Below are 25885 nucleotides of genomic sequence, written 5' to 3'. Positions count from 1 at the left end.
CGAGTTTCAAATGGACAAGACCAAGCAGACTGCGCCGTCCGCGGTGCCGCGCCATGTCGCGATCATCATGGATGGTAATAATCGTTGGGCGAAAAAGCGCTTTATGCCGGGTGTCGCCGGGCATAAAGCGGGTGTGGATGCTGTTCGTGCGGTCATCGAGGTGTGTGCGGAGTCCGGGGTTGAGGTACTGACCCTGTTTGCATTCTCCAGTGAGAACTGGCAGCGCCCGGCCGATGAGGTCAGTGCCTTGATGGATCTGTTCTTCAGGGCGCTGCGTCGCGAGGCCAAGCGCCTGAACGACAACAACATCAGTTTGCGCATCATCGGCGACCGTTCGCGTTTTCATCCGGAGCTTCAAGCTGCCATGCGTGAAGCCGAGGCGATGACTGCCGGCGCCAATCGTTTTATCCTGCAGATTGCCGCCAACTACGGCGGTCAGTGGGACATCGCGCAGGCCGCGCAGCGTCTCGCGCGTGAAGTTCAGGCCGGGCATCTGCGCCCTGAAGACATCACTCCCGAGCTGTTGCAAACCTGTCTGGCGACCGGCGATCTGCCGTTGCCGGACTTGTGCATCCGTACCGGTGGCGAGCATCGCATCAGTAACTTCCTGCTGTGGCAACTGGCTTACGCCGAGTTGTACTTCTCCGACCTGTTCTGGCCGGACTTCAAACACGACGCCATGCGCAATGCGCTGGCTGATTTCGCTTCTCGCCAGCGTCGCTTCGGTAAAACGAGCGAGCAGGTCGAGTCTGGAGCCCGGGTTTAATGCTTAAACAACGAATCATCACGGCACTGATTCTGCTGCCGATTGCCCTGTGCGGGTTTTTCCTGCTTGAAGGGTCCGGTTTTGCGCTGTTTATCGGGCTGGTGGTGACGCTGGGGGCATGGGAATGGGCACGCCTGGCAGGTTTTGCTGGCCAAGCGATCCGTGTTGCTTTTGCGGCTGTGGTCGCGTTGATGCTGTTTGTCATGCATATCCTGCCGGGGCTCGCGCCTTGGGTGCTGGGCGCCTCGGTGCTCTGGTGGGGCGTGGCCACCTATCTGGTGCTGACTTATCCACGGTCCAGCGAACACTGGGCCAGCGCTGCCTGCAAACTGGCGATCGGTTTGTTGATTCTGCTGCCGGCCTGGCAAGGTTTGATCCTGATCAAGCAGGAGCCCTTGGGCAACTGGCTGATCATGGCCGTGATGGTGCTGGTCTGGGGCGCCGATATCGGTGCGTACTTTTCCGGTCGAGCCTTCGGCAAGCGCAAGCTGGCACCACAGGTCAGCCCTGGCAAGAGCTGGGAGGGCGTGTACGGCGGCTTGCTGCTGAGCCTGGTGATCACGGCAATCGTCGGTTTTGCGCGGGACTGGAGTTTCGCTCAGATGCTGATGGGCCTGTTCGGTGCTGCGATCATTGTGTTCATTTCGGTGGTGGGCGACCTCACTGAAAGTATGTTCAAGCGCCAGTCGGGGATCAAGGACAGCAGTAATCTGCTGCCGGGGCACGGCGGTGTGCTGGACCGCATCGACAGTCTGACAGCGGCGATTCCGGTGTTCGCCGTGCTGCTGTGGATGGCGGCATCGTGAGTCGCCCACAACAGATTACCGTGCTGGGGGCGACCGGCTCGATTGGTCTGAGCACTCTGGACGTCATCGCCCGTCACCCCGAACGCTATCAGGTATTCGCCTTGAGCGGTTTCACTCGTTTGAGTGAGCTGTTTGCGCTGTGCGTGCGTCATACGCCACGTTTCGCGGTCGTGCCGGAATCTGGCGCTGCCCGAGGCTTGCAGGACGAATTGCATGCGGCTGGCCTGTCGACCCGTGTTCTGGTGGGAGAGGAGGGCTTGTGTCAGATTGCCTCGGATCCAGAAGTCGATGCAGTGATGGCGGCGATCGTCGGGGCGGCGGGTTTGCGTCCGACCCTGGCGGCGGTCGAGGCCGGCAAAAAGATTCTTTTGGCCAATAAAGAAGCGCTGGTGATGTCCGGTGCGCTGTTCATGCAGGCCGTGCGTAAAAGCGGTTCGGTACTGCTGCCTATCGACAGCGAACACAACGCGATTTTCCAGTGCATGCCGCAGGATTTCTCCCGTGGTTTGGGTGCGGTCGGTGTACGCCGGATTTTGCTGACAGCCTCTGGTGGTCCATTCCGGCAGACGCCCCTGGCCGAACTGGCGCATGTTACCCCCGAGCAAGCGTGTGCTCACCCGAATTGGTCCATGGGGCGCAAGATTTCGGTGGATTCGGCCAGCATGATGAACAAAGGGCTCGAGCTGATCGAGGCCTGCTGGCTGTTCGACGCTACGCCCTCTCAGGTCGAAGTGGTGATTCACCCGCAAAGCGTGATTCATTCGCTGGTCGACTATATCGATGGTTCGGTGCTGGCGCAGTTGGGTAATCCGGATATGCGCACGCCGATTGCCAATGCCCTGGCCTGGCCAGAGCGGATCGACTCGGGTGTTGCTCCGTTGGACCTGTTCGCCATCGCTCGCCTGGATTTCCAGGCACCCGATGAAGAGCGTTTCCCTTGCCTGCGCCTTGCGCGTCAAGCCGCCGAGGCTGGTAACAGCGCGCCGGCCATGCTCAATGCCGCGAATGAAGTGGCTGTGGCGGCCTTTCTCGACGGACGGGTTCGCTATCTGGAAATCGCGAGTATTATCGAGGAAGTATTGAACCTCGAGCCTGTGGTTGCGGTTGATGATCTCGAGGCAGTGTTTACGGCCGATGCGAAAGCACGGGTACTGGCCGGGCAATGGTTGAGTCGTCACGGCCGATAAGTGCTGCAATACGTTGGCCCATGCAGCACCGATAGGATTGCGGAGAAAGTAGATGAGCGCGCTCTATATGATTGTCGGCACCCTGGTAGCGCTGGGCGTGCTGGTCACCTTCCACGAATTCGGCCATTTCTGGGTCGCACGTCGCTGTGGGGTCAAAGTGCTGCGTTTCTCCGTGGGCTTCGGCATGCCGCTGCTGCGCTGGCACGACAGCAAAGGCACTGAATTCGTGGTTGCCGCCATCCCGCTGGGTGGCTACGTGAAAATGCTCGACGAGCGCGAGGGTGAGGTGCCGGCCGATCAGCTCGATCACGCCTTCAATCGCAAGTCCGTCCGTCAGCGCATTGCTATCGTGGCAGCCGGTCCGATTGCCAACTTTCTATTGGCGATGGTGTTTTTCTGGGCATTGGCAATGCTGGGCAGCGAGCAGGTGCGCCCGGTTATCGGCGCGGTCGAATCCGGCAGTATCGCCTCCAGGGCAGGTTTGAGCCCGGGGCAGGAAATTATTGCCATCGATGGCGAGCCAACTTCCGGCTGGGCTGCGGTGAACCTGCAACTGGTCCGCCGCCTGGGCGAGAGCGGTTCCCTTCAAGTGCTGGTCCGCGAACAAGGCTCCACCGTGGATTCGCCTCGTGAGCTGGTGCTGGACAAGTGGCTCAAGGGTGCTAACGAGCCGGATCCTATTCACTCGCTGGGTATTCGCCCCTGGCGTCCGGCATTGCCGCCGGTGCTGGCCGAAATTGATCCGAAAGGGCCTGCGAAGGCTGCGGGACTGAAGGCCGGTGACCGTCTGTTGGCCCTTGATGGCAAGGCACTGGATGACTGGCAGCAAGTAGTCGACATCGTCCGTTTGCATCCAGATACCAAAATCATGCTGCGCGTTGAGCGCGACGGTGCTCAAATCGACGTCCCTGTGACGCTGGCCACGCGCGGCGAGAGCAAGGCACCCAGTGGCTATCTGGGCGCAGGGGTGAAAGCGGTCGATTGGCCACCAGAGATGATTCGCGAAGTCAGTTACGGTCCGGTGGCCGCGATTGGGGAGGGTGCCCGACGCACCTGGACCATGAGCGTACTGACCCTCGACTCGCTCAAGAAAATGTTGTTCGGCGAGCTCTCGGTAAAAAACTTGAGTGGACCGATAACCATTGCTAAAGTGGCGGGCGCTTCTGCCCAGTCGGGCGTCGCTGATTTCCTGAATTTCCTTGCTTATCTGAGTATTAGCCTGGGTGTTCTGAATTTGCTGCCCATTCCTGTACTGGATGGGGGGCATTTGTTGTTTTATCTGATCGAGTGGGCGCGTGGTCGTCCCTTGTCGGATCGGGTGCAAGGTTGGGGGATACAGATCGGTATCAGTTTGGTGGTCGGGGTGATGTTGCTTGCTCTGGTCAATGATCTGGGTCGACTGTAACGCTTCGCTGAATTGCGAATCTGCCGCATTTTGCGGCAGTTTTTATTGCCAGTTGGAATAAGAAAGGACTTCATGAAACGTCTGCTGCTAACTGCGGTTCTCACCGTATTGATGATCGCCGAAGTTCACGCCGAGTCCTTCACTATCTCTGATATTCGCGTCAATGGCCTCCAGCGGGTCTCCGCGGGTAGTGTCTTTGGTGCCTTGCCGTTGAACGTCGGCGAGCAGGCGGATGATCGTCGCCTGGTGGAATCCACTCGTGCGCTGTTCAAAACCGGGTTCTTTCAAGATATCCAGCTGGGCCGTGAAGGCAACGTCCTGGTCATCACTGTAGTCGAGCGTCCGTCGGTCGCCAGTATCGAGATCGAAGGCAACAAGGCGATCTCCACTGAAGACCTGATGAAGGGCCTCAAACAGTCCGGTCTGGCCGAAGGCGAGATCTTCCAGCGCGCGACCCTCGAAGGTGTGCGTAACGAACTGCAGCGTCAATACGTCGCTCAGGGCCGCTACTCGGCTACCGTCGACACCGAAGTGGTACCGCAGCCGCGTAACCGCGTTGCCCTGAAGGTCAACATCAACGAAGGCACCGTAGCGGCGATCCAGCACATCAACGTGGTGGGCAACACGGTCTTTCCTGATGAAGACCTGATCGACCTGTTCGAACTCAAGACCAGCAACTGGCTGTCGTTCTTCAAGAACGATGACAAGTACGCCCGTGAAAAGCTCTCCGGTGACCTGGAGCGTCTGCGCTCCTATTACCTGGACCGTGGCTATATCAATATGGATATCGCTTCGACCCAGGTGTCCATCACCCCGGACAAGAAACACGTCTATATCACCGTCAACGTCAACGAAGGCGAGAAGTACACCGTTCGTGACGTGAAGCTCAGCGGCGACCTGAAAGTGCCTGAAGACCAGGTCAAGTCCCTGCTGCTGGTGCAGAAAGGCCAGGTGTTCTCGCGCAAGCTGATGACCACCACCTCCGAACTGATCACCCGCCGCCTGGGTAACGAGGGTTACACCTTCGCTAACGTCAACGGCGTGCCTCAGCCTCACGATGAAGATCACACGGTCGATATCACGTTCGCTGTCGATCCGGGCAAGCGTGCTTACGTGAACCGCATCAACTTCCGTGGCAACACCAAGTCCGAAGACGAAGTGCTGCGCCGTGAAATGCGTCAGATGGAAGGCGGCTGGGCTTCGACCTACCTGATCGACCAATCCAAGACCCGTCTGGAACGTCTGGGCTTCTTCAAGGAAGTCAACGTCGAAACGCCGGCCGTGCCGGGTGTCGACGATCAGGTTGACGTGAACTACAGCGTTGAAGAGCAGGCTTCCGGTTCGATTACCGCCAGCGTCGGTTTCGCCCAGAGCGCCGGTCTGATCCTTGGTGGTTCGATCACTCAGAACAACTTCCTGGGTACCGGTAACAAGGTCAGCATCGGCTTGACTCGCAGTCAGTACCAAAGCCGTTATAACTTTGGTTATGTCGACCCCTACTGGACTGCTGACGGTGTGAGCCTGGGTTACAACGCTTTCTATCGTACGACCGACTACAAAGACCTCGATGTCAACGTAGCCAGCTACGCCGTAGACAGCCTGGGCGCAGGTGTCAACGTTGGTTACCCGATCAGCGAGACTTCGCGTCTGACGTTTGGTTTGTCTGCACAACAAGACAAGATCAAGACGGGTCTTTACACCGTCGACGAAATCTTCGACTTCGTTAACAAGGAAGGTGATCAGTACCTCAACTTCAAGGCATCGGCCGGTTGGTCTGAATCCACCTTGAACAAAGGGGTACTGGCGACCCGTGGTCACTCCCAGAGCTTGACCGCGGAAGCCACGACACCGGGCAGCGACTTGTCGTTCTTCAAGCTCGATTATCGCGGTCAATTGTTCCAGCCGTTGTCTGAAAACTACACCATGCGCCTCCACACCGAGCTGGGCTATGGCGATGGTTATGGTTCGACCGACGGCTTGCCGTTCTATGAAAACTATTACGCAGGTGGTTTCAACTCGGTTCGTGGCTTCAAGGACAGCACCCTGGGGCCTCGTAGTACGCCGAGCCGGGGCGTGAACCCGGGCACCGCAACCGACCCGGACCAGGATCCACTGCCGTTTGGTGGTAACGTCCTGATTCAGGGTGGTGTAGAAGTTCTATTCCCTATGCCGTTCGTGAAAGATCAGCGTTCCTTGCGCACTTCGGTATTCTGGGACGTGGGTAATGTGTTCGATTCGACTTGCAAGCAGAGCACCAACGCCGATGGTTCCAAGTCCAATACTCAGTGTAACGACGTCAGCCTGAGCAATATGGCCAGTTCGGTGGGTGTCGGTGTGACATGGGTTACCGCCCTTGGTCCGTTGAGCTTCGCCTTGGCGATGCCGGTCAAAAAACCGGACAGCAATGCAGAGACTCAAGTGTTCCAATTCTCCCTCGGCCAGACGTTCTAAGCGTCTGACCCAAGATAATGACAATGGATTTTGTAGGAGTGCATCGTGCGTAAGTTGACTCAATTGGTTCTCCTGGCGACCGTGCTGGTTGCAGGTCCGGCTTTTGCCGACATGAAAATCGCCGTTCTGAACTATCAGATGGCACTGCTGGAATCCGATGCGGCGAAGAAATACGCCGTGGATGCCGAGAAAAAATTCGGCCCGCAACTGACCAAGCTCAAGAGCCTGGAAAGCAGCGCCAAGGGTATCCAGGACCGTCTGATGGCCGGTGGCGACAAGATGCAGCAAGGCGAGCGTGAACGTCTGGAGCTCGAGTTCAAGCAAAAGGCCCGTGATTTCCAGTTCCAGTCCAAGGAGCTGAACGAAGCCAAAGCCGTTGCCGACCGTGAAATGCTGAAGCAGCTCAAGCCGAAACTGGACAGCGCTGTGGAAGAAGTCATCAAGAAAGGTGCTTATGACCTGGTCTTCGAGCGTGGCGCAGTGATTGATGTCAAGCCTCAGTACGACATCACTCGCCAGGTTATCGAGCGCATGAATCAGCTGAAGTAACCCATGACAGCGACTATAAAGCTCGGCCAGCTGGCCGAGTTCCTCGGCGCCACCTTACGTGGCGACCCGGAGAAAGAAATTACTGGGCTGGCCACTTTGCAAGAGGCTGGCCCAGCTCAGTTGAGCTTTCTGGCAAATCCTCAATACCGTAAATACCTGGCTGACAGTCAGGCCGCAGCCGTGTTGCTGAAGGCCGCTGACGCTGAAGGTTTTGCTGGTGATGCGCTGGTGGTGGCTGATCCATATTTGGCTTATGCGCGCATTTCCCATCTGTTCGATCCCAAGCCCAAGGCGCCGGCCGGTATTCATCCGACAGCGGTAGTGGCAGTGGATGCGGTGGTCGATCCGGCGGCGAGCATCGGTGCCTTTGCGGTCATCGAAAGTGCGGCGCGTATTGGCGCCGGTGTGACCGTTGGTGCGCATTGCTTCATCGGTGCACGCTGCGAAATTGGCGAGGGCGGCTGGTTGGCCCCGCGCGTCACGCTGTATCACGACGTGCGCATCGGCAAACGGGTGGTGATTCAATCCGGTGCCGTGCTCGGTGGTGAAGGCTTCGGTTTTGCCAACGAGAAAGGTGTCTGGCAGAAAATTGCCCAGATCGGTGGCGTCTCGATTGGAGACGACGTGGAAATAGGCGTAAATACCGCTATCGATCGTGGCGCGCTGGCCGATACCGTCATTGGTAATGGTGTGAAGCTCGACAACCAGATTCAGATTGCCCACAACGTCCAGGTTGGTGACCACACGGCCATGGCCGCGTGCGTGGGAATTTCCGGCAGCACCAAAATCGGCAAGCATTGCATGCTCGCCGGTGGCGTAGGGCTGGTGGGGCATATCGACATTTGCGACAACGTTTTCCTGACCGGGATGACCATGGTGACTCACTCGATTACCGAGCCGGGTTCCTATTCTTCCGGTACGGCGATGCAACCGGCAGCCGAATGGCGCAAAAGCGCGGCACGTATCCGTCAGCTCGATGACATCGCGCGACGTCTGCGACAGCTGGAAAAGCGTGTAGGGGACGTGACCCCTGACGGTAATGCTTCATCAGATGGCTGATACCATTTCCATATCAAGTGTGCACAGCCGCTAGACTGCCTCCCTTGATTTGCTAGAGGAGTGCGCGTCAGTCGCGCGCTCCCAATCTTTACATAGGCTTCCCCCCGAAATGATGGACATCAACGAGATTCGCGAATACCTGCCTCACCGTTACCCGTTCCTGCTGGTGGACCGGGTCGTGGATCTGGATGTGGAAGGCAAGCGCATTCGCGCCTACAAGAATGTCAGCATCAACGAACCGTTCTTCAATGGTCACTTCCCTGCGCATCCAATCATGCCGGGCGTACTGATCATCGAAGCAATGGCTCAGGCTGCCGGGATCCTTGGTTTCAAAATGCTCGACGTGAAACCGGCCGATGGCACGCTTTACTACTTCGTCGGCTCCGACAAGCTGCGCTTCCGTCAGCCTGTGCTGCCGGGCGATCAATTGATTCTTGAAGCCAAGTTCATCAGCTGCAAGCGTCAGATCTGGAAGTTCGAATGCCAGGCTTCGGTCGATGGCAAGCCAGTCTGCTCCGCTGAAATCATCTGTGCGGAACGCAAACTATGAGTTTGATTGACCCTCGCGCAATCATCGATCCGACGGCCATCCTGGCCGACGACGTCGAAGTCGGCCCTTGGTCGATTGTCGGCGCAGGTGTGGAAATCGGCGAGGGGACAGTGATCGGGCCGCATGTGATTCTCAAGGGCCCGACCCGAATCGGTAAGCACAACCGCATCTACCAGTTTTCTTCGGTAGGTGAGGACACGCCCGATCTGAAATACAAGGGCGAGGAAACCCGTCTGGTCATCGGTGACCACAACGTCATCCGTGAAGGCGTGACGATTCACCGCGGGACCATTCAGGACCGTTCGGAAACGACCCTGGGTGATCACAACCTGATCATGGCCTATGCCCACATCGGTCACGACAGCGTTATCGGCAATCATTGCATCCTGGTCAACAACACCGCGTTGGCGGGGCATGTGCACGTTGAAGACTGGGCGATCCTGTCCGGCTTCACCCTGGTTCACCAGTATTGCCACATTGGCGCCCACAGCTTTTCCGGCATGGGCACTGCCATTGGCAAAGACGTTCCAGCGTACGTCACGGTATTCGGCAACCCCGCTGAAGCTCGTAGCATGAACTTCGAAGGCATGCGCCGTCGCGGCTTCAGCGAAGATGCGATCCACGCGCTGCGTCGTGCCTACAAGGTGGTTTACCGCCAGGGCCTGACAGTCGAGCAAGCGCTCGCCGAGCTGGCCGAACCCTCGCTGCAGTTCCCGGAAGTCGCGGTGTTCCGTGATTCCATCCAGTCTTCGACCCGCGGCATCACCCGCTAATCATGGCCAATCTGCGTATTGCGCTGGTGGCGGGTGAGGCTTCCGGTGACATTCTGGGTGCGGGTCTCATGCGTGCGCTCAAGGCACAGCATCCGGCGGTCGAGTTCATTGGTGTCGGCGGTCCGCTGATGCAGGCCGAAGGCCTGACCTCGTATTTCCCGATGGAACGCCTTTCTGTCATGGGGCTGGTGGAAGTGCTGGGCCGTTTGCGCGAGCTGTTGGCCCGTCGCAAGAAACTGGTTGCGGACCTGATCGCCGAGAAGCCGGACGTGTTCATCGGTATCGATGCCCCGGACTTCAACCTCAATATCGAACTCAAGCTGCGTCAGGCCGGGATCAAGACCGTGCATTACGTCAGCCCGTCGGTCTGGGCCTGGCGACAGAAGCGGGTGCTGAAGATTCGCGAAGGTTGCGACCTGATGCTGACGCTGTTCCCGTTCGAAGCTAAATTTTATGAAGAGAAGGGCGTGCCGGTACGGTTTGTCGGGCATTCCCTGGCCGATGCGATCCCGCTTGAGGCCGATCGTGCCGCCGCGCGGGCTGAGCTCGGTTTGCCGGACGGGCCGTTGGTTGCCCTGATGCCGGGCAGTCGTGGCGGTGAAGTCGGGCGCCTCGGTGCGTTGTTCCTCGACACTGCTCAGCGCCTGCGGGCCATGCGTCCGGGCGTGCGATTCGTCATGCCGTGCGCCAGTCCGGAGCGTCGGGCCCAGTTGGAAGAGCTGCTGGCTGGTCGCGATCTGCCGCTGACCTTGCTCGACGGCAAATCCCATCTGGCGCTGGCGGCGTGCGACGCGGTGTTGATCGCTTCGGGCACCGCCACTCTGGAAGCATTGCTGTACAAGCGGCCGATGGTTGTCGCTTATCGCCTGGCACCGCTGACGTTCTGGATTCTCAAACGGATGGTGAAGAGTCCCTACGTCTCGTTGCCGAATTTGCTGGCCCAGCGCCTGCTGGTGCCAGAGTTGTTGCAGGACGATGCGACAGTCGAAGCCCTGGCCCAGACTCTGTCGCCGCTGATCGAAGGTGGCGAGGAGCAGACCCGAGGCTTTGACGAAATCCACCGAACCCTGCGACTGGACGCCTCCAATCAGGCAGCGGACGCGGTACTGAACCTGATTGGCAGAGCATAATGAGCAAAGCAAGCAAGCAGCTGGGCCTGGATTTTATGCTGGTCGATGAAGTTGAAGATCTGGTGGCGGGTGTTGATGAAGTCGGTCGCGGCCCGCTATGCGGTGCCGTGGTGACGGCGGCGGTGATCCTCGACCCGAGCCGGCCGATCCTTGGCCTCAACGATTCGAAGAAGCTCACCGAAGCCCGCCGCGAAAAGCTCTACGACGAGATTTGCGAAAAAGCCCTGAGCTGGTGCATCGCTCGCGCCGAAGTCGAAGAAATCGACGAGTTGAACATTCTTCATGCCACCATGCTGGCCATGCAGCGTGCGGTCGAGGGCCTGCACATTCAGCCGAAACTGGCGATGATTGATGGCAACCGGTGCCCGAAGCTTTCGATGCGCGCCGAAGCGGTGATCCAGGGTGATGGCAAGGTCCCGGCCATTGCGGCGGCGTCAATTCTGGCCAAGGTCAGCCGTGACCGTGAAATGGCGGCGTTCGAACTGATTTACCCCGGTTACGGTATCGGTGGCCACAAAGGCTACCCGACGCCCGTTCATCTGGAAGCGCTGACGCGTCTGGGGCCGACACCGATTCACCGTCGTTCGTTCGCCCCGGTACGCCTGGCGTATGAAGCGCGGGAAAACCTGATCGAGGGTTAGTCGCAGGCTGATGTTTTACTCAAGGCCCGGTACAATCCGGGCCTTGTTGTCTTCACGTTTCTAGTTTCTAGACAGGATCACTATGCCGGCTTCATTCGTTCATCTACGCCTGCACACTGAATATTCCCTGGTCGACGGTCTGGTGCGGATCAAACCGCTGGTCAAGACCCTGGTCGGCATGAACATGCCTGCCGTGGCGGTCACTGACCAGAACAATATGTGTTCCCTGGTCAAATTCTATAAAGCCGCCATGGGCGCCGGGATCAAGCCGATCTGTGGCGCCGACCTGTGGCTGTCGAACAAGGATCCGGACAACCCCTTGAGCCGGATCAGCCTGCTGGCGATGAACGCCACGGGTTATCGCAACCTCACCGAACTGATCTCCCGTGGTTTCATCGACGGCCAGCGCAATGGTTCGATCATCATCGAGCGCGAGTGGGTGGCCGAAGCCAGCGAAGGCTTGATCATGCTGTCGGCGGCGAAAGAGGGTGAAATCGGTCTGGCGATGCTCGGCGGCAACCCGGACGAAGCCGAAACCCTGGCTCGCGAGTGGATGGCGGTGTTCCCGGATCGTTTCTACCTGGAAATCCAGCGCACCAACCGCCCCAACGACGAAGAACAACTGCACGGTGCAGTGGCCCTGGCCGAGAAAATCGGCGCGCCGCTGGTGGCGACCAACGACGTGCGCTTCATCAAGCAGGAAGACTTCGAAGCCCACGAAACCCGCGTTTGCATCGGTGAAGGCCGCGCCCTCGACGATCCGCGGCGTTCGAAGAATTACAGCGATCAGCAATACCTCAAAAGCGCCGAGGAAATGGCCGAGCTGTTCAGCGACCTGCCTGAGGCGCTGGAGAACACGGTCGAGATCGCCAAGCGCTGCAACATCGAAGTGAAGTTGGGCAAGCACTTCCTGCCCAACTTCCCGATTCCCGATGGCATGACCATCGACGAGTACTTCCGCAAGGTTTCCTTCGACGGTCTGGAAGAGCGCCTCACGGTTCTGCTGCCCAAAGACACCACCGAAGACTACGAAGCCAAGCGTCAGGTCTATGTCGACCGGCTGAATTTCGAGCTGGATATCATCATCCAGATGGGGTTCCCCGGTTACTTCCTGATCGTGATGGACTTTATCCAGTGGGCCAAGAACAACGGCGTGCCGGTGGGGCCTGGCCGGGGGTCGGGTGCCGGGTCGCTGGTGGCCTATGTGCAGAAGATCACCGACCTTGACCCGCTGGAATATGACCTGCTGTTCGAACGGTTCCTTAACCCGGAACGGGTTTCCATGCCCGACTTCGACGTCGACTTCTGCATGGACGGTCGCGACCGCGTGATCGATTACGTGGCCGAGAAGTACGGCCGTAACGCGGTAAGCCAGATCATCACCTTCGGTTCCATGGCGGCCAAGGCTGTGGTCCGTGACGTGGCGCGGGTGCAGGGCAAGTCCTACGGCCTGGCGGATCGTCTGTCGAAGATGATTCCGTTCGAAGTCGGCATGACCCTGGAAAAAGCCTACGAACAGGAAGAAATCCTGCGCGACTTCATCAAGGTCGATGAAGAAGCCGCGGAAATCTGGGAAATGGCGCGCAAGCTCGAAGGCGTTGTGCGTAACGTCGGTAAACACGCCGGTGGTGTGGTCATCGCGCCGACCAAGCTGACCGACTTCTCGCCGATCTATTGCGACGAAGCGGGCGACGGTCTGGTAACCCAGTTCGACAAGGATGATGTCGAGGCTGCCGGTCTGGTGAAGTTCGACTTCCTGGGGCTTCGGACCCTGACGATCATCGACTGGGCACTGAAAACCATCAACCGCGACCGCGCCAAGGTCAACGAACCGCCGCTGGACATTGCGTTCATCCCGCTGGACGACAAACCGACTTACACGCTGCTGCAAAAAGCCGAAACCACCGCGGTGTTCCAGCTCGAGTCGCGGGGCATGAAAGAGCTGATCAAAAAGCTCAAGCCCGACTGCCTGGAAGACTTGATCGCACTGGTGGCCCTGTTCCGTCCGGGCCCGCTGCAATCGGGCATGGTGGACGACTTCATCAACCGTAAGCACGGTCGCGCCGAACTCGCGTACCCGCACTCGGACTACCAGTACGAAGGCCTCAAGCCGGTATTGGCGCCGACTTACGGCATCATCCTGTATCAGGAACAGGTGATGCAGATTGCCCAGGTCATGGCTGGTTACACCCTTGGCGGTGCGGACATGTTGCGTCGAGCCATGGGTAAGAAAAAACCCGAAGAAATGGCCAAGCAGCGCGGCGGTTTCATTGAAGGTTGCGCCACCAACAATATCGACGCTGACCTTGCCGGTAACATTTTCGACCTGGTAGAAAAATTCGCCGGTTACGGCTTCAACAAATCCCACTCCGCTGCCTACGGCCTGGTGTCGTACCAGACCGCGTGGCTGAAAGCCCACTATCCGGCGCCGTTCATGGCCGCGGTACTGTCGGCGGATATGCACAACACCGACAAGGTCGTGACCTTGATCGAAGAAGTGCGGACCATGAAGCTGCGCCTCGACGCGCCGGACGTGAACACCTCGGAGTTCAAGTTCACGGTGAACGACGAAGGCCGCATCATTTACGGTCTGGGCGCGATCAAGGGCGTGGGCGAAGGCCCGGTCGAAGCGATTACCGAGGCGCGGCAAGACGGGCCGTTCAAGGATCTGTTTGATTTTTGCGCCCGGGTCGACCTCAAGCGTATCAACAAACGCACCCTCGACGGCTTGATCCGCAGTGGTGCCCTGGACCGCCTTGGTCCGTATTTCCACGATGAGCAGAAAGCCTATCAGGCCAACATCGACCGCAACCGCGCGGTGTTGTTGACGGCCATGGAAGAGGCGATCAAGGCTGCCGAACAAACCGCTCGTACCCACGACAGTGGGCATGCCGATCTGTTTGGCGGTCTGTTTGTTGAAGAAGACGCCGACGTCTACGCCAATCACCGCAAGGCCAAGGAACTGACCCTCAAGGAACGCCTGAAAGGCGAGAAAGACACCTTGGGCCTGTACCTCACCGGCCACCCGATCGACGAGTACGAAGGCGAGATCCGTCGCTTCGCCCGTCAGCGCATCATCGACCTGAAGCCGGCTCGCGACACGCAAACGGTCGCGGGCATGATCATCGCCCTGCGAGTGATGAAGAACAAAAAGGGCGACAAGATGGGCTTCATCACCCTCGACGACCGCTCCGGGCGGATCGAAGCCTCGTTGTTCGCCGATGCGTTCCATTCCGCGCAGTCACTGTTGCAGACCGATGCGATGGTGGTGGTCGAAGGCGAAGTCAGCAACGACGACTTCTCCGGTGGCCTGCGGTTGCGGGTCAAGCGGGTGATGAGCATGGAAGATGCGCGCACCAACCTGGCCGAAAGCCTGCGCCTGAAGTTGCATGCAAAGGACCTCAAGGGCGATCAGCTACGCTGGTTGGGCGAGTTGTTGAAGCGTCATCGCGGTGCGTGCCCGATCACCATGGACTACACCAGCCCCGATGCGAAGGCCTTGTTGCAGTTTGGCGAGACCTGGCGGATCGACCCGGCGGATGCCTTGATTCAAGCCCTGCGTGACCAGTTCGGGCGAGACAACGTCTTCCTCCAATACCGTTGACGGTCAGGCGCCATTCCTTACCATGGGAACACGCCTGATCCCGACCCGAATTTTTAATCTCGACCTGAACGCGCCTGTCCCTTAAGGTAGGGCGCGAATAGACAACCGGCCGGCCCAAGCTTTCTTGGACGCGACCCTAGACGGACGCCTATGAACCCGAATTTTCTAGATTTCGAACAGCCGATCGCCGACCTGCAAGCCAAGATCGAAGAGTTGCGCTTGGTCGGTAATGACAATTCGCTGAATATCGGCGATGAGATCTCCCGCCTACAGGACAAGAGCAGCACGCTGACCGAAGACATCTTCGGCAAGCTGACCAGCTGGCAGATCGCGCGTCTGGCGCGTCACCCGAAACGTCCGTACACCCTGGACTACATCGAACACATCTTCACCGAGTTCGATGAGTTGCACGGCGACCGTCACTTCTCCGACGACGCTGCCATCGTTGGCGGTGTTGCTCGCCTGGACGACCAGCCGGTGATGGTTATCGGTCACCAGAAAGGTCGCGAAGTGCGTGAGAAGGTTCGCCGCAACTTCGGCATGCCGCGCCCTGAAGGCTACCGCAAGGCGTGCCGCCTGATGGAAATGGCCGAGCGTTTCAAAATGCCGATCCTGACCTTTATCGATACCCCGGGCGCTTACCCTGGCATCGACGCCGAAGAGCGCAACCAGAGCGAAGCGATTGCCTGGAACCTGCGCGTCATGGCTCGCCTGAAAACCCCAATCATCGCCACTGTGATCGGTGAGGGTGGTTCCGGTGGTGCGCTGGCAATCGGCGTCTGCGATCAGCTGAACATGCTGCAATATTCGACCTACGCGGTGATTTCGCCGGAAGGTTGCGCTTCGATTCTGTGGAAAACTTCCGAGAAAGCCCCGGATGCCGCTGAAGCGATGGGCATCACTGCCGAGCGTCTGAAGGGTCTGGGCATTGTCGATAAAGTGATCGGCGAGCCGTTGGGCGGCGCTCATCGTGATCCGGCCGCTGCCGCTGCCTCGATCCGCGCCGAGCTGAGCTCGCAACTGGCGATGCTGAAGAAGTTCGACAACGACGCGCTGCTGGCCCGTCGTTACGAGCGTCTGATGAGCTACGGTCTCTGATCTGATCGCGCTATAGCCTTGTGGGAAGAGCCGGGCGACGTTCGTCTGCTCGCGATTGCGGTATAACAATCAACAAATATGTTGATTGTTAAGCAGCCTTCGCGAGCAGGCTCGCTCCCACAATGGGTCTATGTGAAGCGACTGACGTCTATGAGCCCTAAGACGATTGATTTGCCAGCCAGGCTTCTCCAGGGGCTGGTTCCGTGGCGTAACGCCACAACCTGGCGCATCGCCTTCTCCGGTGGTCTCGATTCCACCGTCCTGCTGCACCTTCTCGCGTACCTCGCAAAAACCGAATCCTTGCCGGCGCTCACCGCCATACATGTCCACCACGGCCTGCAGGCTGCGGCTGATGCGTGGCCGGAGCATTGTCAGTCGGTCTGTGATGCGTTGGGTGTGCCGCTGGAGGTTGTGCGTGTTCAGGTTGAACCCGGCGCGAGCCTTGAGCGTGCGGCGCGGGATGCGCGTTACGGCGCCTTCATCGCGGCGACTCACGCCGGTGAAGTGCTGCTCACAGGTCAGCACCGTGACGATCAAGCGGAAACCCTGTTGTTTCGGCTGATGCGCGGGGCAGGGGTGAGAGGTTTGTCGGGGATGCCGAGTGAGCGTCCTTTGGGGCATGGGCATCTGCTGCGACCACTGCTTGATGTCACTCGCGCCGAGCTTGAGGCCTACGCCACGGAATATCAGCTGAACTGGATCGAAGATCCGTCGAATCAGGACCGGCAGTTCTCGCGCAATTACCTGCGTCATCAGGTGTTCCCCGTGTTGACCGCGCGCTGGCCGCAAGCAGTGGCGACCATAGCTCGCAGCGCTGCGCATCTGAGTGAGGCGCAGGGGTTGCTCGACGACCTGGCGCAAATTGATCTGGCCCAGGCCGGCACCGTCAGTGATTTCGATTGGCTGGGGTTGCCGTCGCTGGAACTGGCGCCCCTGGAAAAGCTCTCTGATGCACGCCAGCGCAATGCCCTGAGTCATTGGCTCAAACCGCTGACATCTTTGCCAGACAGTGACCATTGGTCGGGTTGGGAGAGTTTGCGCGATGCGACCGGCGATGCACGTCCGATCTGGCGATTGGCGGCGGGCGAACTGCATCGCGCTGGTGGGCGTCTCTGGTGGTTGTCAGGTGGATGGTTGCGCACTCCGCCATCCCCGGTGTCCTGGGCTGACCCCGCGGTATTGCTGGCGTTACCGGATAATGGCGTGCTCACACTCACCGGCCAGATCCCCGATGGCCCGTTGCAGATCCGCTATCGTCAGGGCGGCGAAGTCATGAGTTTGCCCGATCGCGGTCACCGTGACTTGAAGCGTTTGCTCAACGAAAGCGGTGTGCCGGGCTTCGCCCGTGGCAGATTGCCGCTGGTCTACAAGGGCCCGCAATTGCTGGCGGTGGCGAACCTGCGGGGGCTGAATGGCAGTGAGTGCAGTGGCTGGTATTTGCATTGGCAGCCGCCGATCGAAGATCAAGGTTTGAGCTGAAAGGGGCTTTCCGGTAGACTACGCTCCCTTCTTGATACAACTTCTGTGGATTCGCCTGAATCGCAGGAGTTGCCGATTACCAAGCAGTCTTTGCTGGGCGATTCCAAAAAATGTGTAGCGAGCAACCTACCGGTGTTTCATCTTCCGGTCTGTCCCAACGCGGCGGTTTTTTTGAAAGGTGCACTGTGATTAATGCAGGTGATCGGGGGCTTCGGCCTTCCTTCGCTTTCCCCGGCGGCTCGGACCGCTTTAACGCAGACTTCTAGGGTTTTTCATGACGCGCTACATATTCGTCACGGGCGGTGTTGTTTCTTCATTGGGGAAAGGCATTGCCTCGGCTTCATTGGCGGCCATCCTGGAGGCGCGGGGACTTAAGGTCACCATGCTGAAGCTGGACCCGTACATCAACGTTGACCCGGGCACCATGAGCCCGTTCCAGCACGGTGAAGTGTTCGTCACCCACGACGGCGCCGAGACCGACCTGGACCTGGGCCACTACGAGCGGTTCATCCGCACGACCATGACCCAGAACAACAACTTCACCACTGGCCGTGTCTACGAACACGTCCTGCGCAAAGAGCGCCGTGGTGATTACCTGGGCGCAACCATTCAGGTGATCCCGCACATCACCGACGAAATCAAGCGCCGGATCATCAAGGGCGCCGGCGATGCCGACGTGGCCATGGTCGAGATTGGTGGCACCGTGGGTGACATTGAGTCGCAACCGTTCCTCGAGGCGATCCGTCAATTGCGTTTCGAAGTCGGCGCCAAGCGCGCGATGCTGATGCACCTGACACTGGTGCCGTACATCGCCACTGCCGGCGAAACCAAAACCAAGCCAACCCAGCACTCGGTCAAGGAACTGCGTTCCATCGGCCTGCAGCCTGACGTGCTGGTGTGCCGCTCCGATCACCCGATCGACATTTCTTCGCGTCGCAAGATCGCGCAGTTCACCAACGTTGAAGAACGTGCGGTGATCGCGCTGGAAGACGCCGACACCATCTACAAGATCCCGGGCATTCTGCACTCCCAGGGCCTGGATGATTTCGTCGTCGAGCGTTTCGGCCTGCAATGCGACAGCGCCGATCTGTCCGAGTGGGAAGCGGTGGTTGATGCCAAGCTGAACCCGGAGCACGAAGTCACCATCGCCATGGTCGGCAAGTACATGGAACTGCTGGACGCCTACAAGTCGCTGATCGAAGCGATGAGTCACGCCGGCATCAGCAACCGCACCAAGGTCAACCTGCGCTACATCGATTCCGAAGACATCGAAAACCAGGGCACTGCTCTGCTGGAAGGCGTCGACGCGATTCTGGTACCGGGCGGCTTCGGTCTGCGTGGTGTTGAAGGCAAGATCACTGCCGTTCAATACGCTCGCGAAAACAAGGTTCCTTACCTGGGTATCTGCCTGGGCATGCAAGTGGCCGTTATCGAGTTCGCTCGTAACGTCATGGGCTGGAAAGATGCCAACTCCACTGAGTTCGATCGCACCAGCGGTCACCCGGTGGTCGGTCTGATCACCGAGTGGGAAGATGCCACCGGCGCCGTCGAAACCCGTACCGAATCGTCCGATCTGGGCGGCACCATGCGCCTTGGCGCTCAGGACTGCCTGCTTGAGCCAGGTTCCCTGGTGCACGATTGCTACGCCAAGGATGTGATCGTCGAGCGTCACCGTCATCGCTACGAAGTGAACAACAACCTGCTGCCGCAAATCATTGAGGCCGGCCTGAAAATCTCCGGTCGTTCCGGTGATGGCGCGCTGGTTGAAGTGGTTGAAGCACCGGATCACCCATGGTTCGTCGCTTGCCAGTTCCACCCAGAGTTCACCTCGACGCCACGCGACGGTCACCCGTTGTTCAGCGGTTTCGTTAAAGCCGCTTTGGCTCAACACCAGAAGAAGGCGTAAACCTGATGGCGCAGAAGATCATCCGCGTAGGCGATATCGAGATTGCCAACGACAAGCCAATGGTGCTGTTCGGTGGCATGAACGTGCTGGAAAGCCGTGACATGGCGATGCAGGTCTGCGAAGAGTACGTAAAGGTCACCGAAAAACTCGGTATCCCTTACGTGTTCAAGGCCAGTTTCGACAAGGCGAACCGTTCTTCTGTGACCTCTTACCGTGGCCCTGGCCTGGAAGAGGGCATGCGGATTTTCCAGGACATCAAGCAAGCCTTTGGCGTACCGATCATCACCGACGTCCACGAGCCTGATCAGGCCGCGGTCGTCGCTGAAGTCTGCGATATCATCCAGTTGCCGGCCTTCCTGTCGCGCCAGACCGACCTCGTGGTCGCGATGGCCAAGACCGGCGCGGTGATCAACATCAAGAAAGCCCAGTTTCTCGCGCCTCAGGAAATGAAACACATCCTGAACAAGTGCGTGGAAGCCGGTAACGATCAGTTGATCCTCTGCGAACGTGGTTCGAGCTTCGGCTACAACAATCTCGTGGTCGACATGCTCGGCTTCGGCATCATGAAGCAGTTCGAATACCCGGTGTTCTTCGACGTGACCCACGCGCTGCAAATGCCTGGCGGTCGCTCCGATTCCGCCGGCGGTCGTCGTGCCCAGGTCACTGACCTCGCCAAGGCTGGCATGAGCCAGTCGCTGGCCGGGCTGTTCCTCGAAGCGCACCCGGACCCGGACAATGCCAAATGCGACGGCCCTTGCGCCTTGCGTCTGGACAAACTGGAGCCTTTCCTGGCCCAGCTCAAAGCATTGGACGAACTGGTGAAGAGTTTTCCGACGGTAGAAACCGCGTAAACCTCATTTCTCCGGTAAAGTACCGCACGGTATAAATGCTCAAGCCCTCGGGCTTGAGCCTTATCGTCCGCAAGCCTGCCCGTTGTCTGTCGCTTGCCGACGATAAAAGATTTCCTTCAGCTGCGTCGTTTTCGTCAACTTTGGAGTGTTTACAACAATGGCAAAAATCGTCGACATCAAAGGTCGTGAAGTTCTCGACTCCCGTGGCAATCCCACTGTGGAAGCAGACGTGCTTCTCGATAACGGCATCATCGGCAGCGCTTGCGCGCCATCCGGTGCTTCCACTGGCTCGCGTGAAGCGCTCGAGCTGCGTGATGGCGACAAGAGCCGTTACCTGGGTAAAGGCGTGCTCAAGGCCGTAGCCAACATCAACGGTCCGATCCGTGACCTGTTGCTGGGCAAAGACCCAAGCGACCAGAAAGCGCTGGATCACGCGATGATCAAGCTTGATGGCACCGAAAACAAAGCGACCCTGGGCGCCAACGCGATCCTCGCCGTTTCCCTGGCCGCAGCCAAGGCAGCAGCACAGGACCAGGACCTGCCGCTGTACGCTCACATTGCCAACCTGAACGGTACCCCGGGTGTTTACTCGATGCCGGTTCCGATGATGAACATCATCAACGGTGGCGAGCACGCCGATAACAACGTCGACATCCAGGAATTCATGGTTCAGCCGGTTGGCGCCAAGTCTTTCTCGGAAGGTCTGCGCATGGGCACCGAGATTTTCCATCACCTCAAAGCCGTTCTGAAGGCCCGTGGCCTGAGCACTGCCGTTGGTGACGAAGGTGGTTTCGCGCCGAACCTGGCTTCCAACGAAGACGCTTTGAAAGTGATCTCCGAAGCCGTGGCCAACGCCGGTTACAAGCTGGGCACCGACGTGACCCTGGCCCTGGACTGCGCGGCCAGCGAATTCTACGAAGATGGCAAGTACAACCTGTCCGGCGAAGGCCAGGTGTTCACTGCTGAAGGTTTCGCCGACTACCTGAAAGGTCTGACCGAGCGTTACCCGATCATCTCCATCGAAGACGGTCTGGACGAGTCCGACTGGGCTGGCTGGAAAATCCTCACCGACAAGATCGGCGAGAAGACTCAGCTGGTAGGCGACGACCTGTTCGTGACCAACACCAAGATCCTGAAAGAAGGCATCGACAAAAAGATCGCCAACTCGATCCTGATCAAGTTCAACCAGATCGGCACCCTGACCGAAACCCTGGAAGCCATCCAGATGGCCAAGGCCGCTGGTTACACCGCCGTGATCTCGCACCGCTCCGGCGAAACCGAAGATTCGACCATTGCCGACCTGGCCGTGGGCACCTCGGCTGGCCAGATCAAGACCGGTTCGCTGTGCCGTTCCGACCGCGTTTCCAAGTACAACCAACTGCTGCGTATCGAAGAGCAGTTGAATGGCAAAGCCAAGTACAACGGCCGTAGCGAATTCCGCGGCTGAGTGGTAAACGATAAAAAGACACCGGATTGTGTCGGAAAAATCGCGACAGCGACGGATTTGCCACTAATCTGATGCCTTAAGAGCACAAGCCTGGTTCTTCCAGGCTTCGTGCTATCAGAAGCTTCAAAGTTTGGCATGGCTGTCTTTTTTCACTGGATACCTGATATTCGATGCGCAGTCCCAATTGGTTGTTCCTCGTCTTGCTCTTGCTGCTGGCCGGCCTGCAGTACCGCCTGTGGGTGGGTAATGGCAGTCTGGCGCAAGTGGCCGAGCTGAAGCAGCAGATTGCGGATCAACACGCCGAGAACGAGGCGTTGCTGGAGCGCAACCGAGTGATGGACGCCGAAGTCAGTGAGTTGAAAAAGGGCATGGAGACCGTTGAAGAACGGGCTCGCCATGAGTTGGGCATGGTCAAGGATGGTGAAACCCTTTACCAGTTGGCCCAATGATTGAGTCGTTACCGGCCTTCTGGGCCGTGATTCCTGCCGCGGGCGTCGGTGCCCGTATGGCCGCGGACCGTCCCAAGCAATACTTGCAGCTGGGCGGGCGCACTATTCTCGAACACAGCCTTGGCTGTTTCCTCGACCATCCTGCCCTGAAGGGGTTGGTGGTCAGTCTTGCCATCGACGATCCTTACTGGCCGAACCTGGCCTGTGCTGCCGATTCGCGTATTCAGCGGGTTGAAGGCGGCGCCGAGCGTTCCGGATCAGTGCTCAACGCCTTGCTGCATCTGCATGCCCAGGGCGCTGACGATGAGGATTGGGTGTTGGTTCACGATGCCGCGCGACCGAATCTGGCGCGCGATGATCTCGATAAATTGCTCAGTGAACTGGCTGACGATCCGGTGGGCGGCCTATTGGCGGTGCCTGCGCGCGACACCCTCAAACGGGTCGACAAGCACGGGCGTGTGTTGGAAACAGTGGATCGCAGTGTGATCTGGCAGGCTTATACACCACAGATGTTCCGCCTTGGAGCATTGCATCGGGCGTTGGCGGATAGCCTGGTGGCGGATGCGGTCATCACCGATGAAGCCTCGGCGATGGAGTGGGCAGGTATGGCACCCCGTTTGATCGAAGGTCGATCCGATAACATCAAAGTCACTCGCCCCGAAGACCTTGAGTGGTTGCGCCAGCGCTGGGCTAACCGCCGTTAAAAGATCGCAGCCTATGCAGGAACTGCCGCAGGCTGCGAACTTTTGCTCTTAAACCCGATACTCCGGCCGTTCGGCCAACCCTTCCTTCAAATAATCCACTAACTTGCGCACTTTTGGCGACAAATGCCGCTGCTGCGGATAAAGCGCCCAAACCGCTGTGTTCGGCGGTTGGTGGGCTTCCAGCAGCGAGATCAATTCGCCGTTTTTCAGGTGCTCCAGCACGTAGTAGTCCGGTAACTGACACAACCCAACCCCTTGTAGCGCGGCATCCAGCACCGCCTGCCCACTGTTGCAGCGCCAGTTTCCCTGTACTCGCTGGGAAAATTCCCGGCCGTTCTGTTCCAGTTGCCAGATATCCGAGCTGCCGATAAGGCAGTTATGACGACTCAGCTCCGACAAACTGTGTGGGCGACCATACCGTTCCAGGTAGGACGGCGAGGCGCACAGATACATGCGCCGTGGTGCCAAACGGGTCGCGACCAATCTTGAATCCTGCAGGCGGCCGAGGCGGATGGCCAGGTCCAGCCCTTCATGCACCAGATCGAGCGGGCGGTTGCTCAGTTCGATGTCGACACGCAGTTGCGGATACATGCCCATGAAGCGAGTCACCAGCGGCACGATGAATCGTTCGCCGTAGGCCACGGCGCAAGTCATGCGCAGCATGCCCTTGGGTTCGCTGGTCAGGTCGCCGACAGCGCGCAACGCTTCTTCGCGGCCGTCCTGCAAACGTTGGCAATGTTGCAGAAAGGTTTGCCCGGCTTCGGTCAGCGTGACCCGGCGGGTGCTGCGATAGAGCAAGCGGGTTTGCAGGCGCTCTTCCAGTCGTACGATTTGGCGACTGATGTGGGAGGACGACACTCCAAGGCGTTCAGCAGCGGCGGTGAATTGGCTGCACTCGGCCACGGCGACGAACTCATCGATGCCTTCCCAGCGGTTTTCGGACATCAGGATTATCCCTGCATGGCAATAATGTTTTGCTTTTGTCCTGATTATTCATCGTATGCCGCTGTATTACACTCATTGTCTCGTTTTTATTCACTGGAGAGTCAGCATGATCAAGTCGCGCGCCGCCGTTGCCTTCGAGGCCAAGAAGCCCCTCGAGATCGTTGAAGTCGATGTCGCCATGCCCAAGGCGGGCGAAGTCCTGCTGCGCGTCGTCGCTTCCGGTGTCTGCCATACCGATGCCTACACCCTCTCGGGCGCGGACCCGGAAGGTATCTTCCCGTCGATCCTGGGCCACGAAGGTGGCGCGGTGGTCGAAGCGATCGGCGAGGGCGTGACCTCGGTTGCTGTGGGTGATCATGTGATCCCGCTGTACACCCCGGAATGTGGCAAGTGCAAATTCTGTCTGTCGGGCAAAACCAACCTCTGCCAGGCGATTCGTGCAACCCAGGGTAAAGGCCTGATGCCGGACGGCACTTCGCGCTTTTCCTACAAGGGCGAAACGATTTTCCACTACATGGGCACCTCGACGTTTTCCGAGTACACCGTGCTGCCGGAAATCTCTGTCGCCAAAATTCCTAAAGAAGCACCGCTGGAAAAAGTCTGCCTGTTGGGCTGTGGCGTCACCACCGGCATCGGTGCAGTGATCAACACTGCCAAGGTCAAACCGGGTGACACCGTCGCCATCTTCGGTCTGGGCGGCATCGGACTGTCTGCCGTGATCGGCGCGGTCAAAGCCAAGGCTGGCCGGATCATCGCCATCGACATCAACCCGGCCAAGTTCGAAATCGCCAGGCAATTGGGCGCTACCGACTGCGTGAACCCGAAAGACTTCGATCGTCCGATTCAGGAAGTGATCGTCGACATGACCGATGGCGGCGTCGACTTCTCGTTCGAATGCATCGGTAACGTGCAGTTGATGCGTGCCGCACTTGAGTGCTGCCACAAAGGTTGGGGCGAGTCGGTCATCATCGGTGTGGCCGGCGCAGGCCAGGAAATCTCCACCCGTCCATTCCAGTTGGTCACCGGTCGTGTCTGGCGCGGTTCGGCGTTCGGTGGCGTGCGTGGCCGTACCGAGTTGCCAAGCTATGTCGAAATGGCCCAGACCGGCGAGATCCCGCTGGATACCTTCATCACCCACACTATGGGCCTGGAAGATATCAACAAGGCGTTTGACCTGATGCATGAAGGCAAAAGCATCCGTAGCGTCATCCATTTCTGAGGTCGGTCATGAGCCTGGAAAATATCTCCTGCCAGAAAAGCTTCGGCGGCTGGCACAAGCGCTACCGGCACCGCTCCGACGTGCTCGGCTGCGACATGGTGTTTGCCGTGTACCTGCCGCCGCAAGCGGAGCAGGGCGGCAAGCTGCCGGTGCTGTACTGGTTGTCCGGCCTGACCTGCACCGACGAGAACTTCATGCAGAAGGCCGGTGCCATGCGCATGGCCGCCGAGCTGGGGCTGATTATCGTCGCACCGGACACCAGCCCACGCGGTCCCGAAGTACCGGGCGATCCGGATGGTGCCTGGGACTTCGGTCTCGGTGCCGGGTTTTATCTGAATGCCACGCAGGAACCGTGGTCGCGGCACTATCGGATGCATGACTATGTCGTGCAGGAATTGCCGACATTGGTCGAGGCGCATTTCCCGGCTTCGGAAAAGCGTGGCATCAGCGGCCACTCCATGGGTGGCCACGGTGCGCTGGTCTGCGCCTTGCGTAATCCGGGGCGTTACCAGTCGGTGTCGGCGTTCTCGCCGATCAACAATCCGATCGATTGCCCATGGGGGCAGAAAGCCTTTTCCCGCTACTTGGGTGAAGACCGGTCGAAATGGCGCGAGTGGGATGCCTGTGCATTGATCGCCGAGGCCGGCGAGAAGCTGCCGCTGCTGGTGGATCAGGGTGATCGCGACGATTTCCTCGCCACCCAGCTCAAGCCTGAAGCCCTGCAACAAGCGACCAAACTGGCCGATCATCCGCTGACGTTGCGTTTGCAACCGGGCTACGACCACAGCTATTTCTTCATCGCCAGTTTTATCGACGACCACTTGCTGCATCACGGACGCGCTCTAGGCCTCTAATGCAGGTAGAAT

At 58.8% G+C, this 25885-nt stretch carries 22 protein-coding genes; 21 read left to right on the top strand and 1 reads right to left on the bottom strand.

Features of this window, described 5'->3' with window-relative positions:
* Positions 1-10: 10 nt before the first annotated feature.
* The 19 genes from uppS (at position 11) to ispD (ending at position 22855) form a co-directional block, all read left to right on the top strand.
* Positions 11-766: a polyprenyl diphosphate synthase gene (gene uppS / locus ACEN9A_RS23990; protein ID WP_007940503.1), complete on the top strand. Its 756-nt coding sequence runs from the start codon at positions 11-13 to the stop codon at positions 764-766.
* Positions 766-1572, top strand: a complete 807-nt coding sequence (locus tag ACEN9A_RS23985) for a phosphatidate cytidylyltransferase (RefSeq protein WP_018927016.1) — start codon at positions 766-768, stop codon at positions 1570-1572. Before uppS ends, ACEN9A_RS23985 begins: the two co-directional genes overlap by 1 nt.
* Entirely contained in the window at positions 1569-2759 is a 1191-nt protein-coding gene (ispC, locus tag ACEN9A_RS23980; RefSeq protein WP_019647806.1) for a 1-deoxy-D-xylulose-5-phosphate reductoisomerase, read from the top strand. Before ACEN9A_RS23985 ends, ispC begins: the two co-directional genes overlap by 4 nt.
* Positions 2760-2811: 52 nt before the next feature.
* Complete coding sequence (gene rseP, locus ACEN9A_RS23975; protein WP_413388175.1) at positions 2812-4164, top strand: sigma E protease regulator RseP; 1353 nt, start codon at positions 2812-2814, stop codon at positions 4162-4164.
* Between the two features lie 72 nt (positions 4165-4236).
* Positions 4237-6615 (top strand): outer membrane protein assembly factor BamA, encoded by a 2379-nt coding sequence (gene bamA / locus ACEN9A_RS23970; RefSeq protein ID WP_018927013.1) that lies wholly within the window; start codon positions 4237-4239, stop codon positions 6613-6615.
* Positions 6616-6660: 45 nt separating this feature from the next.
* Complete coding sequence (locus ACEN9A_RS23965) at positions 6661-7164, top strand: OmpH/Skp family outer membrane protein (RefSeq protein WP_007940508.1); 504 nt, start codon at positions 6661-6663, stop codon at positions 7162-7164.
* A gap of 3 nt (positions 7165-7167) precedes the next feature.
* The gene (gene lpxD, locus ACEN9A_RS23960) at positions 7168-8223 is read left to right on the top strand and encodes a UDP-3-O-(3-hydroxymyristoyl)glucosamine N-acyltransferase (protein WP_258671054.1); all 1056 of its coding nucleotides are present in this window, start codon (positions 7168-7170) and stop codon (positions 8221-8223) included.
* Positions 8224-8332: 109 nt separating this feature from the next.
* Positions 8333-8773, top strand: a complete 441-nt coding sequence (gene fabZ / locus ACEN9A_RS23955; RefSeq protein WP_007940511.1) for a 3-hydroxyacyl-ACP dehydratase FabZ — start codon at positions 8333-8335, stop codon at positions 8771-8773.
* Positions 8770-9546, top strand: a complete 777-nt coding sequence (gene lpxA / locus ACEN9A_RS23950) for an acyl-ACP--UDP-N-acetylglucosamine O-acyltransferase (RefSeq protein WP_007940512.1) — start codon at positions 8770-8772, stop codon at positions 9544-9546. Before fabZ ends, lpxA begins: the two co-directional genes overlap by 4 nt.
* Before the next feature lie 2 nt (positions 9547-9548).
* Positions 9549-10676 (top strand): lipid-A-disaccharide synthase, encoded by a 1128-nt coding sequence (gene lpxB, locus ACEN9A_RS23945; protein WP_019581019.1) that lies wholly within the window; start codon positions 9549-9551, stop codon positions 10674-10676.
* Positions 10676-11317: a ribonuclease HII gene (gene rnhB / locus ACEN9A_RS23940; RefSeq protein WP_258671053.1), complete on the top strand. Its 642-nt coding sequence runs from the start codon at positions 10676-10678 to the stop codon at positions 11315-11317. Before lpxB ends, rnhB begins: the two co-directional genes overlap by 1 nt.
* Before the next feature lie 82 nt (positions 11318-11399).
* Positions 11400-14921 carry a DNA polymerase III subunit alpha gene (gene dnaE, locus ACEN9A_RS23935; protein WP_258671052.1) on the top strand — a complete coding sequence of 1174 codons (3522 nt, stop codon included), beginning with the start codon at positions 11400-11402 and terminating at the stop codon, positions 14919-14921.
* 150 nt (positions 14922-15071) lie between these two features.
* Entirely contained in the window at positions 15072-16019 is a 948-nt protein-coding gene (locus tag ACEN9A_RS23930; protein WP_018927007.1) for an acetyl-CoA carboxylase carboxyltransferase subunit alpha, read from the top strand.
* 150 nt (positions 16020-16169) lie between these two features.
* The gene (gene tilS, locus ACEN9A_RS23925; RefSeq protein WP_258671051.1) at positions 16170-17498 is read left to right on the top strand and encodes a tRNA lysidine(34) synthetase TilS; all 1329 of its coding nucleotides are present in this window, start codon (positions 16170-16172) and stop codon (positions 17496-17498) included.
* Positions 17499-17772: 274 nt separating this feature from the next.
* Entirely contained in the window at positions 17773-19404 is a 1632-nt protein-coding gene (gene pyrG, locus ACEN9A_RS23920) for a CTP synthase (protein ID WP_258671050.1), read from the top strand.
* A 5-nt stretch (positions 19405-19409) separates the two neighbouring features.
* The gene (gene kdsA, locus ACEN9A_RS23915) at positions 19410-20255 is read left to right on the top strand and encodes a 3-deoxy-8-phosphooctulonate synthase (protein WP_015093773.1); all 846 of its coding nucleotides are present in this window, start codon (positions 19410-19412) and stop codon (positions 20253-20255) included.
* A 157-nt stretch (positions 20256-20412) separates the two neighbouring features.
* The gene (eno, locus tag ACEN9A_RS23910; RefSeq protein ID WP_007940523.1) at positions 20413-21702 is read left to right on the top strand and encodes a phosphopyruvate hydratase; all 1290 of its coding nucleotides are present in this window, start codon (positions 20413-20415) and stop codon (positions 21700-21702) included.
* A 170-nt stretch (positions 21703-21872) separates the two neighbouring features.
* The gene (gene ftsB, locus ACEN9A_RS23905; RefSeq protein ID WP_007907178.1) at positions 21873-22151 is read left to right on the top strand and encodes a cell division protein FtsB; all 279 of its coding nucleotides are present in this window, start codon (positions 21873-21875) and stop codon (positions 22149-22151) included.
* On the top strand, positions 22148-22855 hold the full coding sequence (gene ispD, locus ACEN9A_RS23900; RefSeq protein ID WP_258671049.1) for a 2-C-methyl-D-erythritol 4-phosphate cytidylyltransferase: 708 nt from the start codon (positions 22148-22150) through the stop codon (positions 22853-22855). Before ftsB ends, ispD begins: the two co-directional genes overlap by 4 nt.
* A 48-nt stretch (positions 22856-22903) precedes the next feature.
* Here the strand turns inward: ispD and ACEN9A_RS23895 are convergent, their stop codons facing one another.
* The gene (locus tag ACEN9A_RS23895) at positions 22904-23800 is read right to left on the bottom strand and encodes a LysR substrate-binding domain-containing protein (RefSeq protein WP_019647811.1); all 897 of its coding nucleotides are present in this window, start codon (positions 23798-23800) and stop codon (positions 22904-22906) included.
* 106 nt (positions 23801-23906) lie between these two features.
* Here ACEN9A_RS23895 and ACEN9A_RS23890 point away from each other — a divergent pair, with 106 nt between their 5' ends.
* Both ACEN9A_RS23890 and fghA read left to right on the top strand, forming a co-directional pair.
* The gene (locus ACEN9A_RS23890; protein ID WP_018927002.1) at positions 23907-25019 is read left to right on the top strand and encodes an S-(hydroxymethyl)glutathione dehydrogenase/class III alcohol dehydrogenase; all 1113 of its coding nucleotides are present in this window, start codon (positions 23907-23909) and stop codon (positions 25017-25019) included.
* 8 nt (positions 25020-25027) lie between these two features.
* Positions 25028-25873 carry an S-formylglutathione hydrolase gene (fghA, locus tag ACEN9A_RS23885; protein ID WP_258671048.1) on the top strand — a complete coding sequence of 282 codons (846 nt, stop codon included), beginning with the start codon at positions 25028-25030 and terminating at the stop codon, positions 25871-25873.
* Positions 25874-25885: the final 12 nt, after the last annotated feature.

This window comes from Pseudomonas sp. Pseusp18 (assembly GCF_059506005.1).
The sequence above is the reverse complement of the archived record's forward strand: the minus strand, read 5'-3'. Positions and strand labels throughout refer to the sequence as shown.